Origin of the sequence: Brevibacterium ammoniilyticum, from assembly GCF_038429965.1 — a bacterium.
Classification (GTDB): Bacteria; Actinomycetota; Actinomycetes; order Actinomycetales; family Brevibacteriaceae; genus Brevibacterium; species Brevibacterium ammoniilyticum.
Genome location: NZ_BAABNP010000008.1, coordinates 86,748 through 99,532, shown reverse-complemented (window position 1 = coordinate 99,532; position 12,785 = coordinate 86,748). Strand labels below are relative to the sequence as shown.

Here is a 12,785-nt window from a genome sequence, read left to right as displayed (position 1 = left end):
GATGAGGGAGGCAGTGCACAATCGAGAGTCGGAATCCATCGACGACCACCTCCTTCGACGAGCTGCGGGCCTGCGGGCACACGCGGTTGCGGGCATCGCACATGACGGAATGCGATGCGGTTTCCTCCACCCTATCCGAGGTCGGCGGTCAAGGGGAATCGGGTAGATTTGGGGAGATCCTCTGCGGGGGATCTCATCGTTGGGCGCGGCTGCGGGTCGCCCTCGGAGCCGAGCGAACGGAAAGTGCGGACGTGGAGATACTGAGCGTGGGTGTGGCCGGCGGGACCGGCAGCGGGAAGACGACGCTGACTCAGGCGCTGCTGGCCAAGTGCGCGGGCATGTCCTCGGTGCTCTTCCACGACAACTACTACAAGCGCCAGGACGAGCTGACCTATGCCGAGCGCGAGAAGGTCAACTACGACGACCTCGACGCCTTCGACAACGACCTCTTCGTCGAACACCTCATTGCCCTGCGTGCGGGCTACTCGGTCGAGAGCCCGATCTACGACTTCGCCGACCACAACCGCGCGGCGGAGACGACCGTCGTCGAACCGGCCCCGGTGATCATCGTCGAGGGCATCCTCATCTTCGCCGAACCTCGGATCTGCGAGCTCCTCGACATCAAGCTCTTCGTCGACACCGACGCCGATGTGCGCCTGCTGCGGCGGATCAAACGCGATGTCGTCGATCGGGGGAGGACGCTCGAATCCGTCGAGGAGCAGTACCTCGGCACGGTCAAGCCGATGCACGAGCTCTACGTCGAGCCCTCGAAGCGCAACGCCGACCTCATCATCCCCGAGGGCGGCCACAACATCGTCGCGATGGACATGATCATGCGGAGGATCCAGGCCGGGGCGTAGAGGTTGGGTGCTCCGGCTTCCCGGTGCTCCGGCAGGGGCGAGTCCCATGTCAGTGCCGACTCTCATGTCAGTGTCGACGTCTAGGGTGGGTTCATGGACGTCGACCCCGTCCGGGAGCCGATGGAGGCTTCCGAATACCTCGCCGAGGTGGCCCGGCTGAGTGCGTACCTGCGCGGTGCCGCTGCGGCGGGCACCGAGGCTGAGGCACTTGCGCGGATCACCGCGCTCGAGGAGCTGAGCGGAACCCTGTCCGCCGCCCAGTCCGCCGAGGCGGTCGCCTTCGCCGATCTCCGCCGTGACCGCGACCGGCTCAACGGTCTGCCCGTCCAGGAGTGGGGTGTGCGGGCCGGCGATGAGGTGGGGTTGGCAAAGAGGGTCTCCCCGGGCTCGGGGCGGAAGTTCATCTCCGCGGCGCGTGCGATCGTGACCGAGATGCCGGAGACCTACACGGCACTGAGCTCCGGTGAGATCTCGATCGAGAAGGCGCGGATCATGGTCGATGAGACGGCGTCGCTCGCCCCGGCCGATCGCAGCCGGGTCGATGCGAGGATGCGGGGCAGCCTCGGCCAGTCGGGTCCGCGCAGCCTGCGCACCGAGGTGCGGGCGATGGCTATGCAGGTCGACGGCGCGGACGCCGAGCGGAAGGCGCGGGAGGCCGCGGCCCACCGCAGGGTCACACTGACCACCCTCGAGGACGGCATGGGGCGGGTGAGCGCGATCCTCCCGCTGCCCGAGGCCGTCGCCGTGTGGACCGGGCTCAAAGAGGCCGCGGACTCGGCCATCGCCGCTGGTGATGCCGGTGGCAGGCGGCAGCCGCAGGTCATGACCGACACGTTCGTCGAACGGCTCACCGGGCAGGGGTCTGCCCAGGCGGTGCCGAGCCAGGTCCACCTCGTCATCGAAGCCGAATCGCTCTTCGCCGACGGCATGGTTCCTGCATGGATGCCCGGTTTCGGGCCGCTGCCGGCGGCGACCGCACGCAGCTTCCTCGCCGCGAACGAGGCGGAGGTCTTCATCCGCCGCATGTTCACCACGGTTACGGAAGGGCAGCTCGTCGGGACGGAGGCGCGGGGGCGTGCCTTCACCGGGCGGCTGCGGGAGATGGTGATCTTCCGTGACGACCGGTGCCGGACGCCGTGGTGCGATGCGCCGATCAAGCACGCCGACCATGCCAAGCCGTTCGCTGAGGGCGGTGCCACTTCATGGGAGAACGGGTCGGGGCTGTGCGCCTCGTGCAACTATGCGAAGGAGCATCCCGGGTGGTCGCATGAGGCGAGTGCCGCGGGCCTGACCGTGACGACCCCGTCGGGCCGGAAGTATTCGTCGACGACTCCGCCGTTCGTCAAGCGGATGAAGTACCCGCGCCGCCCCGTCGGGTCCGGCGATGTCGTGGGTGGCGGCGCGGTGGGCGGCAGCGCGGTGGGCGGCAGCGCGGGTGGTGCGGCCGATCCGCCGCCGTCGGATTGGCGCAGGCAGCTCGCGAGCCTGCTCGAGGTCAGCACCACCCCGCCGCGGGGCAGTCCTGCGCCCGCACGCGATTCAGAGCCCGCCCGCGACTCAGCGTTCGGCAGTGAGGAGCCCTCGAGCGACTCGGTGCCCGGCAGTAAGGAGCCACAGGCGAGTGATTCGGAGACGGTGTCGCCACCGGCAGTCCCGCGGGCTGAACAGCACGTTGGCCTCGACGCCGAGACCGTGACCATCCCACCGGACCTCCGGGTGGTCGTTGCGGCTCCTGAGAGTCCAGGGCGCCGAGGCGGAGTCGCACCCGTGTCGACACGTGGCCCGCTCGAATCGCTGCGCAGGCTCCGAACGGAATCAGCGGCAGAGCAGGTCCTACTCGCAGGCCTCCTCGAGGGTGCCGGCTGACCCGGTGGCAGAAGTGCGCCGACCTGGTGGCAGAAGCCCGCAAACCCGGTGGCAGATCTGCAACATGACTGCCACCGGCGAGATCGGGGCGAATCGAAGAATGGTGGCCATGAACACCGTGGACCGCCCCGACTCGATCGGCACTCAGCTGCTGCCGAAGGGCAGGCGTGCGCGGTGGATCGCCCGGTGGCTTCCGTTCGTCACCCTGGGCGCGTGGGTGGCGATGATCTGGGTGCCGGTGCTCGACAGCGGCAACGATGACGGACCCCGACTGCTCATCACCTCACTCGGCGAGTATCCCATCAACCCTGAGAACTTCGACATCGCGTTCGCCCTGCCGTGGGCGGCGATCCTGCTGTGTGCCGTCACGGCATGGTTGTCACGTTCGCTCACGCTGTGGTCGCCGGCCGCGGTCATCCTCGGCCTCGTCCTCCTCGTCGCCCTCGTGGCGATGGTCATGGACCCGCCGTTCTTCATGTGGGACGGTCAGGACGAACAGGGGCGCTGGGTCGGCGGCATGGAGGTCGGCTATCCGGCGCCCGGCGCGGTGCTCTGGGCGCTCGGCAGCGCGGCGCTCATCGCCGGAGGGATCTTCGGGCTCGTCGGCAGTCGGCACTGCCGGCATCGTCGGCACGCCGAGAAGTTCTACGGCTCCCGGTTCTGACGCGCGGGCTCCCGGCGACCTGGGAACGCGGGCGTCGGCGACTCGAGAAGCCGCGCTCGGCGGCTCAAGTCGGTCAGCGACCCAAGACCGTCAGCGACTCAGGATCGTCAGCGGCTCGAGACTGCGGCGGCGAGGCGATTGAGCGATTCGTCGAGCTGCTCCTCGCTGACGACCGGGAAGAGCGGCAGCAGCTTCGGGTCGTCGACCTTCGACCAGTCGTAGGTGAGCGTCACCTCGGTGGAATCGGGGCCGACGGCATTGAGCTCGTAGAGCCATTCCCAACCGCCCGGCTCCTTGGGGTTGTCTGCCTGGGCAGGCTGCCAGCCGACCATCTTGTTCGCATCGTAGGCGGTGACGTGGTTGTGCATCTGGTAGTCCCCGCCCATGGGCTCGGAGAACATATTCATGACGAACACGTCGCCGACACCCATGATGCGCTGGGACTTCTCCGCGGCCCGCACCATGTCGGAACCGTCGAACTGCTCGTGGTTCTCCGGCAGGGTGAGGACGTCGAAGATCTCCTGCGTGGAGTGGTCGATGACCCGGGTGACTGTGATGCTCTTCTCATTCGTAGCCATGGCCTCAGCCTGCCACAGACAAGGCGGCTTTCCGAGACCCGCCGCCCAAGTCGTCAGTCACTTCCCAGGCGCGACGAGCCCTCATGTCTCCGGCAGGAAGACTCCGGCGAAGAACTCCCCGATCTCCTCGCGCGCATCGAGCGGGAAGACCCCGGCGACGTACTGATCGGGGCGGACGATGACCACGGCACCGTCGCGGCTGATCCCGCGGGTGTCGAAGATGTCCTCATCCGGCAGGGCCGCGTAGATCTTCTCGACGTACTCGAGGCCGAACGTTCCCACGTGGGGGCGGAATGCGGTCGGCGCATCGGTGAAGTCGAAATCGGTGTGCGGCTGCTGATAGATGACGCTGAGCTCGACGAGCGCATCGATGTCCTCACCCCGGCGCCGGTAGGCGACCAACGGCGAAGCAGGGTCGGACTCCAGCCATTCGCCCAGTGCCGGAACACCTGAGAGCGCGTTCGTCGACGCGAGGTCTGCGTTCGTCGACGCACGATCATCGCCGCCGGCGACCGCCCCCGCGGCAGGGACCGTCGGGGCCGGGGTCGCGGCATCGGCGAAGACGTAGATCCGCCACCGACCGTCGGCCTTCGCCTCGTGCCCGAGGTGCAGCGGATACGCATCGCAGACCCGATTGACCCGCGCGGACTTGAAGCGCTTGCCCACGGGGAATCCGGTCGCCAGCTCCTGGTTCTCCGTCGTCGAGGTGATCATCGACTCCGTGTACTCGGTCATGAACCCGGCCGGGAACTCGGCGGTCTTGACGTAGAAGTCCTCGAGGTAGGCCTTGTCGGGCAGCTGGTCCTGCGGTGTGGCCATGAGCGTCGACCATTCTTTGTCGAAGTCGATGAGGTTCTTCGCCGTGACCTGTCGTTCGGCCGAATACGTCCGCAGCAGCTCCGTCGACGAACGCCCGGAGACGACCTGCCCGAGCTTCCACGCAAGGTTGAACCCGTCCTGCATCGAGACGTTCATCCCCTGACCGGCCTTCGCCGAATGCGTGTGGCAGGCATCGCCGGTGATGAACACGCGCGGGCACGGCGAGTCCGGCACCGACTCATCCGTGTCGTCGAAGGCATCCGTGAGCCGGTGCCCGACCTCGTAGACGCTGTGCCAGGCGACGTTCTTCACATCGAGCGAGTAGGGGGCGATGATCGCGTTCGCCTTCGCGATGATCTCCTCGATGCTCGTCTGCCGCACCTTCCTCGCATCGTCGACCGGAACCTCGCCGAGGTCGACGTACATCCGGAAGAGATGTCCGCCCTCGCGGGGGATGTGGAGGATGTTTCCGTGCTTCGACGAGATCGCGCACTTCGTTCTGATGTCGGGGAAGTCGGTGTTCGCGAGCACGTCCATGACGCCCCACGCGTGGTTGGCCTGGTCACCGGACATCGTCCGTCCGATCGCCGAGCGCACGCCCGAACGTGCGCCGTCGCTGCCGATGACATAGCCTGCGCGGATCGTGCGCTGCTGGCCGGAGCGCTCGCCCGCGGTGTAGCGGACCGTGACCGTCACCGGATGCTGGGGGTCGGCTGCGGTCTGCGGATCCTCGATCGCGAGATCGACGAACTCGATGCCGTAATCGGGCACGATCCGCCCAGGCGACTGCCGGGCGAACTGCGCGAAGTAGTCGAGCACCCGCGCCTGGTTGACGATGAGATGCGGGAACTCGCTGATTCCCGTCTCATCGTCCTTCGGCCTGCCCGTGCGGATGATGTGCTCGGGATTCTCCGGATCCGGATTCCAGAAGCACATCTCCGTGATGTGGTAGCCCTCGCGCATGATCTCCTCGGCGAATCCGAACGCCTGGAACGTCTCGACCGAGCGCGCCTGGATGCCGTCAGCCTGACCGATGACGAGGCGGCCGTCGCGCTTCTCGATGATGCGCGTGTTGACGTCGGGGTACTGAGCCAGCTGCGCGGCTGCGACCATGCCGGCCGGACCGCTGCCGACGATGAGGACGTCGACGACATCGGGCAGTGCCTCGTCTCGGTCGATTCCGTACCCTGCGGCGTCTTCGATCCGCGGATCCGCGGACACGTAGCCGTCCTGGTGGAAGTGCATCTCAGCCTCCGGTCTCTCACACGCCGTTGTGCGCCGCGGCCACCACGTGACTCTGTGATCCGGCGCTCATCCTGTGATCCAGATCGTATCAGTTCATATACGATCGAGCGCAAGCACCCCCGAGTGGTGGGCGATGGCCCCCTGCATCTTGTCGGTCGGCGCTGTATCGTATACGATCCAAGAAGTTCACGACGAAGGAGTGAGGGCTCGATGACGACCGCAGATTCGACGACGACAGGTGCCGCGACCTCAGCCGACAGGGTGGCAACCCCCGCCGACCGCGTCACGGCAGCGCCGACCCGCCCGGGCAAGGTCATCGCCGTCCACGTGGCCTACGAGTCCCGCGCCGCTCAGCGCGGCAGCAGCCCCGCAGCACCCTCCTACTTCCTCAAGGCGACGAGTTCGATCGCCGCCTCCGGTGCGACGATCGAGCGCCCCGCCGGCACCGAGCTCCTCGCCTTCGAAGGCGAGATCGCCGTCGTCATCGGCACCCCCGCCCGCCGGGTCACCGCTGAGACCGCGTGGGATCACGTCGCCGGCGTCACCGCGGCGAACGACTTCGGCCTCTACGACCTCAAATCCCCCGACAAGGGCTCGAACGTCCGCTCGAAGAGCCGTGACGGCTACACCCCGCTGGGTCCCGGCCTCATCTCCGCCGCCGAGGCGGACCCCCGGTCCCTGCGCATCCGCACCTGGGTCAACGGCTCCCTCGTCCAAGACGACGGCACCGGTGACGACCAGCTGATCTTCCCGCTCGCCCAGATCATCGCCGACCTCAGCCAGCACTTCACGCTCGAGCCCGGCGACGTCATCCTCACCGGCACCCCCGCCGGGTCGAGCGTCGTCGTCCCCGGCGACGTCGTCGAGGTCGAGGTGAGCACCACCTCGGCGAGCACGGGGGAGGAGCTGAGCTCCGGTCGCCTGCGCACCGAGGTCGTCGAGGGTCCCGGTGACTTCGACGCCGAACTCGGCAGCGTTCCCGCCGTGACCGAGGCCCTCACCGTCGACGCCTGGGGTACCCGCGAGGCAGCGGGACTGCCCGCCGAGAGCGGCACAGCCCTTCCCACGGAGAACAGCACCGCTCTCCCCGCCGACCTGCGCGCGAAGCTCGAGCAGGCCCCGACCGCAGGGCTCTCCGCCCAGCTGCGGGCCCGCGGTCTCAACAACGTCGTCATCGAAGGCGTCCGCCCTCTGCGGGCCGGCTACCGCCTCGTCGGGGTCGCCAAGACCCTGCGCTTCGTCCCGAACCGCGAAGACCTCTTCGCCTCCCACGGCGGCGGCTACAACGCACAGAAGCGCGCCTTCGACAGCCTCCGCTCCGGCGAGGTCATCGTCATCGAGGCGCGCGGCGAATCGGGGTCGGGCACCCTCGGCGACATCCTCGCCCTGCGTGCGAAGGCCCTCGGCGCGGCCGGAGTCGTCACCGACGGGGGAGTCCGCGACTCCACCGAGGTGGCCGGCATCCTCCCCGTGTTCGCGACCGCTGCGAATCCTGCGGTCCTCGGCCGCAAGCACGTGCCGTGGGAGTCCGACGTCGCCGTGGCCTGCGGAAACGCGACCGTGCTGCCCGGTGATGTGATCGTCGGCGACGACGACGGTGTCATCGTCATCCCTCGGGACCTCGCCGAGGAGGTCGTCGACGCAGCTCTGGCCAAGGAGGTCGAGGACGGCTGGGTCGCCGCGCAGGTCGCCGCGGGCCACCCGATCGAGGAGCTCTTCCCGCCCAAGGGCGAGTGGAAGGCGAAGTTCGAGGAATGGAAGTCCTCGCGATGACAGCAGAGACCACCAGCAGCGCAGAGACCACGCGCCCGCTGAGCAAGGCGGAGCACGCTTACCGGTGGATCCGCGAACGCATCGCCGACCACACCTTCGTCGCCGGTGACAAGCTCGTGCTCTCCCAGATCGCCGTCGACCTCGACACCTCGGTCGTTCCCGTCCGGGAGGCGATCCGCCGCCTCGAAGCCGATGGTCTCGTCACCTTCGAACGCAACGTCGGGGCGCGCGTCGCGATGGTCGACTATCGCTCGTACGTCCAGTCGATGGAGGCCGTCGCCGTCCTCGAAGGCGCCGCCACCGCGCAGGCGCTCACCCACATCACCGCCGCCGACCTCGCCGAGGCCGAAGCCCTCAACGAGGACATGCGCGCCCTGCTCGAGAACTTCGACCCGCTCGCCTTCACCCGTCTCAACCACGCCTTCCACGCGGCGCTCTTCGCCCGCTGCCCCAACGACCGGCTGCGCACCCTCGTCGCCATCGAATGGGACCGGCTGGCCCACCTGCGGGACTCGACGTTCTCCTTCGTCCCCGACCGGGCGCAGGAATCCGTCGACGAGCACTCCCGGATCATCGCACTCATCCGGGCGGCCGCCTCGGCGGATGAGGTCGAACGCGTCGTCCGCGCCCACCGCACCGCCACACTCCACAGCTACCAGGAAGCCACCCAGGCACCCGCCACCGGCAACCCCGCCACCGAAGCACCAGAGAGGGACCAGTCATGACCGAGCCCACTGCAGCGATCACCCCGCCGGCGAACCTGCCGGAGAAGATCCGCCACTACATCGGCGGCGAGTTCGTCGACTCCCTCGACGGCGACGAGTTCGACGTCATCAACCCGGTGACGAACGAGCCCTACATCAGGGCCGCCTCGGGGAAGAAGGCCGACATCGACCGCGCCGTGGCCGCCGCGAAGACCGCGTTCGAGGACGGACCGTGGCCGACGATGCTCCCGCGGGAACGCGCGCGGGTGCTCAACAGGATCGCCGACATCGTCGAAAGCCGCGAGGACGAACTCGCTGAGATGGAGTCCTTCGACTCGGGGCTGCCGATCACCCAGGCCAAGGGTCAGGCGCGTCGGGCGGCGGAGAACTTCCGCTTCTTCGCCGACCTCATCGTCGCCCAGGTCGACGACGCGTACAAGGTGCCCGGCCGTCAGGCCAACTACGTCAACCGCAAGCCCAAGGGCGTCGCCGGTCTCATCACCCCGTGGAACACCCCGTTCATGCTCGAATCGTGGAAGCTCGCTCCGGCGATCGCGACAGGCAACACGGTCGTGCTCAAGCCCGCCGAGTTCACCCCGCTCTCGGCGTCCCTGTGGCCGGGCATCTTCGAGGAGGCGGGCCTGCCCACGGGCGTGTTCAACATGGTCAACGGCTTCGGCGAGGAGGGCTTCGCCGGCGATTCCCTCGTCAAGCACCCCGACGTCCCGCTCATCTCCTTCACCGGTGAGTCCTCGACCGGGCAGACGATCTTCGCCAACGCCGCCCCCTGGCTCAAGGGCCTGTCCATGGAGCTCGGCGGCAAGTCCCCGGCCGTCGTCTTCGCCGACGCCGACCTCGACGCCGCGATCAACGCGACGATCTTCGGCGTCTTCTCCCTCAACGGGGAACGCTGCACGGCCGGTTCGCGCATCCTCGTCGAGGAGTCGATCTACGACGAGTTCGTCGAGCGCTACGCCGCGCAGGCGAAGCGCGTCAAGGTCGGTCTGCCTTCGGATCCCGACACCGAGGTGGCAGCGCTCGTCCACCCCGAGCACTACGAGAAGGTCATGTCGTACGTCGAGATCGGCAAGGGCGAGGCCCGCCTCGTCGCCGGCGGCGGCCGTCCCGAGGGCTTCGAGACCGGGAACTTCGTCGAACCCACCGTCTTCGCCGACGTCATGCCCGATGCGAGGATCTTCCAGGAGGAGATCTTCGGCCCCGTCGTCGCGATCACCCCGTTCTCCACCGACGAGGAGGCGCTCGCTCTGGCGAATGACACGAAGTACGGTCTCGCCGCGTACATCTGGACCTCCGATCTCAAGCGGGCGCACAACTTCTCGCAGGCCGTCGAATCCGGCATGGTGTGGCTGAACTCGAACAACGTCCGCGACCTGCGCACCCCCTTCGGCGGCGTCAAGGCCTCGGGCCTCGGCCACGAGGGCGGGTACCGGTCGATCGACTTCTACACCGACCAGCAGGCCGTGCACATCAACCTCGGCGAGGTCCACAACCCCGTCTTCGGGAAGCAGTGAGAGGAACCGACATGACCCAGACCATCCCCACCCCCTCCGTCCCTGCCCCCGACGTCGTGCGCTGTGCGTACATGGAGATCGTCGTCACCGACCTGAAACGGTCCCGCGACTTCTACGTCGACGTCCTCGACCTGCAGGTCACGTGGGAGGACGAGACCACCGTCTACCTGCGGTCGATGGAGGAGTTCATCCACCACAACCTCGTCCTCCGGCAGGGCCCGGAGGCGGCCGTGGCCGCGTTCTCGTTCCGGGTGCGCAGCCCGGAGGAGGTCGATGCCGCCGAGGCGTTCTACCGTGAGCTCGGATGTCCCACCCAGCGGCGGGCCGAGGGCTTCGTCCGCGGGATCGGGGACTCCGTGCGCGTGCAGGATCCGCTCGGCTTCCCTTACGAGTTCTTCTACGATGTCGAGCACGTCGAGCGTCTCGCGTGGCGCTACGACCTCTACTCGCCGGGAGCGCTCGTGCGCCTCGACCACTTCAACCAGGTCACCCCCGATGTGCCGAAGGCCGTCGGCTACATGGAGGACCTGGGCTTCCGGGTCACCGAGGACATCCAGGACGGCGACGGCACGGTCTACGCGGCATGGATGCGGCGCAAACCCACCGTCCACGACACCGCGATGACCGGTGGTGACGGTCCCCGCATGCACCACGTCGCGTTCGCCACGCACGAGAAGCACAACATCCTCGCGATCTGCGACAAGCTGGGTGCCCTGCGGATGTCCGATGCGATCGAACGCGGGCCGGGCAGGCACGGGGTCTCGAACGCCTTCTACCTCTACCTCCGCGACCCCGATGGACACCGCATCGAGATCTACACGCAGGACTACTACACCGGCGACCCCGACAATCCGCGGGTGACCTGGGACGTCCACGACAATCAGCGCCGCGACTGGTGGGGCAACCCGGTCGTGCCCTCGTGGTACACCGACGCCTCGACGGTCCTCGACCTCGAGGGCAAGCCGGTGCCGCTGACCGCGCGCACCGATGACTCGGAGATGGAGGTGACGATCGGCGCCGATGGCTTCTCGTACACGCGCCGGGAGGACGCCGAGAACGACTTCGCGAAGCATTCGGGGTCGGACGACGGCGAGAGCGAATTCAAGCTCGGCCACCAGCTCTGAGACACCCTGAGCTCTGAGACAGCTTGAGTTCCGAGAAGGAGGACGACCATGCTCGATGAGACCGTCATCGCCGGCATCGCCGATGATCTCGCCGAGGCCGAACGCGCCGGTGCGAGGATCGGCCTGCTCACGGCTGCACACCCCGAGATGACCGTCGAGGACTCGTATGCGGTGCAGGCCGAATGGCGCCGCCGCGGGGAGGCCGCGGGACGGCGCGTGGTCGGGCACAAGATCGGGCTGACCTCGAAGCCGATGCAGCAGGCCACCGGCATCACCGAACCCGACTACGGGACGATCTTCGCCGACCAGGTCTATGAGACCGGGTCCGTCATCGACCATGGGCAGTACTCGGGGGTGCGCGTCGAGGTCGAACTCGCCTTCGTCCTCGGTCAGGACCTGACCGGCCCGGGGGTGGGTCTCACCGATGTCCTCAGGGCCACCGAGTACGTAGTCCCGGCGCTCGAGATCCTCTCTTCGCGCATCGAGATGGAGGGGCGGACCATCGTCGACACGATCGCTGACAACGCCGCCCTCGGGGCGATGGTCCTCGGCGGTCGTCCCGTGCCCGTCGACGCACTCGACCTTCGGTGGGTCTCGGCCCTGCTCTACCGCAACGAGACGATCGAGGACTCCGGGGTCGCCGCCGCTGTCCTCGACCACCCGGCCCGCGGCATCGCATGGCTGGCGAACAAGCTTGCCGACCACGGAGTGATCCTCCGCGCGGGGGAGACCGTGCTCGCCGGGTCGTTCACCCGCCCGATGTGGGTTCATCCCGGTGACACCGTCCACGCCGACTTCCGGGATCTGGGGGTCATCACATGTCGTTTCGCCTAGACCTGCCGCCGACCCTCGCCGACCGTCTCGCCGGCCTGACCCCGGGCGGGCACCTGGCCGGCATGTGGGTGACCTCGGGTTCGCCCGTGGCCGCGGAGATCGCCGCGTCGTCGGGACTCGACTGGGTGCTCCTCGACGCTGAACATTCGCCGATCGGGCTGGAGACGACGACCCCACTGCTCCAGGCGATGAACGGCTGCCCGGCGACCCCCGTCGTCCGCGTGCCCGTCCTCGATCGGGTCCTCATCAAGCAGTTCCTCGACCTCGGCGCGCAGAACCTGCTTGTGCCGATGGTCGACACCCGCGCCGACGCCGAGGAGGCCGCCCGGTCCGTGCGCTACCCGCCGCACGGGGTGCGCGGGGTGGGTGCGGCGCTCGCCCGCGCCTCCCGCTGGACGATGGTGCCCGACTACCTGGCCAGCGCCGATGAGCTCGTGTCCCTGACCGTGCAGATCGAGTCGGCGACCGCGGTGGACAACGCCGAGGCGATCGCCTCCGTCGAGGGCATCGACGCGGTCTTCGTCGGTCCCTCCGACCTCGCGGCGTCGATGGGTCTGCTCGGTCAGCAGACCCATCCCGAGGTCACCGCCGCGGTGCTGCGCACCTTCGAGGCCGTCCGTTCCGCCGGCAAACCCGTCGGCGTCAACGCCTTCGATCCCGTCCAGGCACGTGCCTACCTCGAGGCCGGGGCCTCGTTCGTCCTCGTCGGTGCCGACGTCGGCCTGCTCGCCCACGGTGCCCGGGCCTGGGCGAAGGAGTGGGCGAGCGGGGACTGACACCGGCGCT

Annotated in this window: 11 protein-coding genes; 9 read left to right on the top strand and 2 right to left on the bottom strand. The window is 68.2% G+C overall.

Translation table 11 applies throughout. The features are described from left to right. Positions 1 to 251 precede the first annotated feature (251 nt). The 3 genes from udk to AAHA49_RS11010 all read left to right on the top strand — a co-directional run bounded on the left by udk (position 252) and on the right by AAHA49_RS11010 (position 3,390). Positions 252 to 860 carry a uridine kinase gene (gene udk, locus AAHA49_RS11020; RefSeq protein ID WP_339393113.1) on the top strand — a complete coding sequence of 203 codons (609 nt, stop codon included), beginning with the start codon at positions 252 to 254 and terminating at the stop codon, positions 858 to 860. A 93-nt stretch (positions 861 to 953) separates the two neighbouring features. Beyond that, on the top strand, positions 954 to 2,726 hold the full coding sequence (locus AAHA49_RS11015) for an HNH endonuclease (RefSeq protein ID WP_339393111.1): 1,773 nt from the start codon (positions 954 to 956) through the stop codon (positions 2,724 to 2,726). A 109-nt stretch (positions 2,727 to 2,835) separates the two neighbouring features. Continuing rightward, positions 2,836 to 3,390, top strand: coding sequence for a hypothetical protein (locus tag AAHA49_RS11010; protein ID WP_339393110.1), 555 nt, complete (start codon positions 2,836 to 2,838; stop codon positions 3,388 to 3,390). A 107-nt stretch (positions 3,391 to 3,497) separates the two neighbouring features. On the opposite strand, the gene AAHA49_RS11005 is transcribed toward AAHA49_RS11010, so the two are convergent. After that, a complete protein-coding gene (locus AAHA49_RS11005) occupies positions 3,498 to 3,968 on the bottom strand; it encodes an SRPBCC family protein (RefSeq protein WP_339393109.1) in 471 nt (156 codons plus the stop codon). 81 nt (positions 3,969 to 4,049) lie between these two features. After that, positions 4,050 to 6,032, bottom strand: coding sequence for an FAD-binding monooxygenase (locus AAHA49_RS11000; protein WP_342038307.1), 1,983 nt, complete (start codon positions 6,030 to 6,032; stop codon positions 4,050 to 4,052). A 210-nt stretch (positions 6,033 to 6,242) separates the two neighbouring features. Between AAHA49_RS11000 and AAHA49_RS10995 the strand changes: the two genes are divergently transcribed. The 6 genes from AAHA49_RS10995 to AAHA49_RS10970 are packed head-to-tail and all read left to right on the top strand — an operon-like array spanning position 6,243 to position 12,775. Continuing rightward, positions 6,243 to 7,805 carry a fumarylacetoacetate hydrolase family protein gene (locus AAHA49_RS10995; protein ID WP_342038306.1) on the top strand — a complete coding sequence of 521 codons (1,563 nt, stop codon included), beginning with the start codon at positions 6,243 to 6,245 and terminating at the stop codon, positions 7,803 to 7,805. Further along, positions 7,802 to 8,530: a GntR family transcriptional regulator gene (locus AAHA49_RS10990; protein ID WP_339393106.1), complete on the top strand. Its 729-nt coding sequence runs from the start codon at positions 7,802 to 7,804 to the stop codon at positions 8,528 to 8,530. Before AAHA49_RS10995 ends, AAHA49_RS10990 begins: the two co-directional genes overlap by 4 nt. Next, positions 8,527 to 10,041, top strand: coding sequence for an aldehyde dehydrogenase (locus AAHA49_RS10985; protein WP_339393105.1), 1,515 nt, complete (start codon positions 8,527 to 8,529; stop codon positions 10,039 to 10,041). The genes AAHA49_RS10990 and AAHA49_RS10985 overlap by 4 nt, the downstream gene beginning before the upstream one ends. 11 nt (positions 10,042 to 10,052) lie before the next feature. Continuing rightward, entirely contained in the window at positions 10,053 to 11,165 is a 1,113-nt protein-coding gene (hpaD, locus tag AAHA49_RS10980; RefSeq protein WP_339393104.1) for a 3,4-dihydroxyphenylacetate 2,3-dioxygenase, read from the top strand. A 48-nt stretch (positions 11,166 to 11,213) separates the two neighbouring features. After that, entirely contained in the window at positions 11,214 to 11,999 is a 786-nt protein-coding gene (locus AAHA49_RS10975; RefSeq protein WP_339393103.1) for a fumarylacetoacetate hydrolase family protein, read from the top strand. Next, entirely contained in the window at positions 11,984 to 12,775 is a 792-nt protein-coding gene (locus AAHA49_RS10970) for an HpcH/HpaI aldolase family protein (protein ID WP_339393102.1), read from the top strand. Before AAHA49_RS10975 ends, AAHA49_RS10970 begins: the two co-directional genes overlap by 16 nt. Positions 12,776 to 12,785 lie beyond the last annotated feature (10 nt).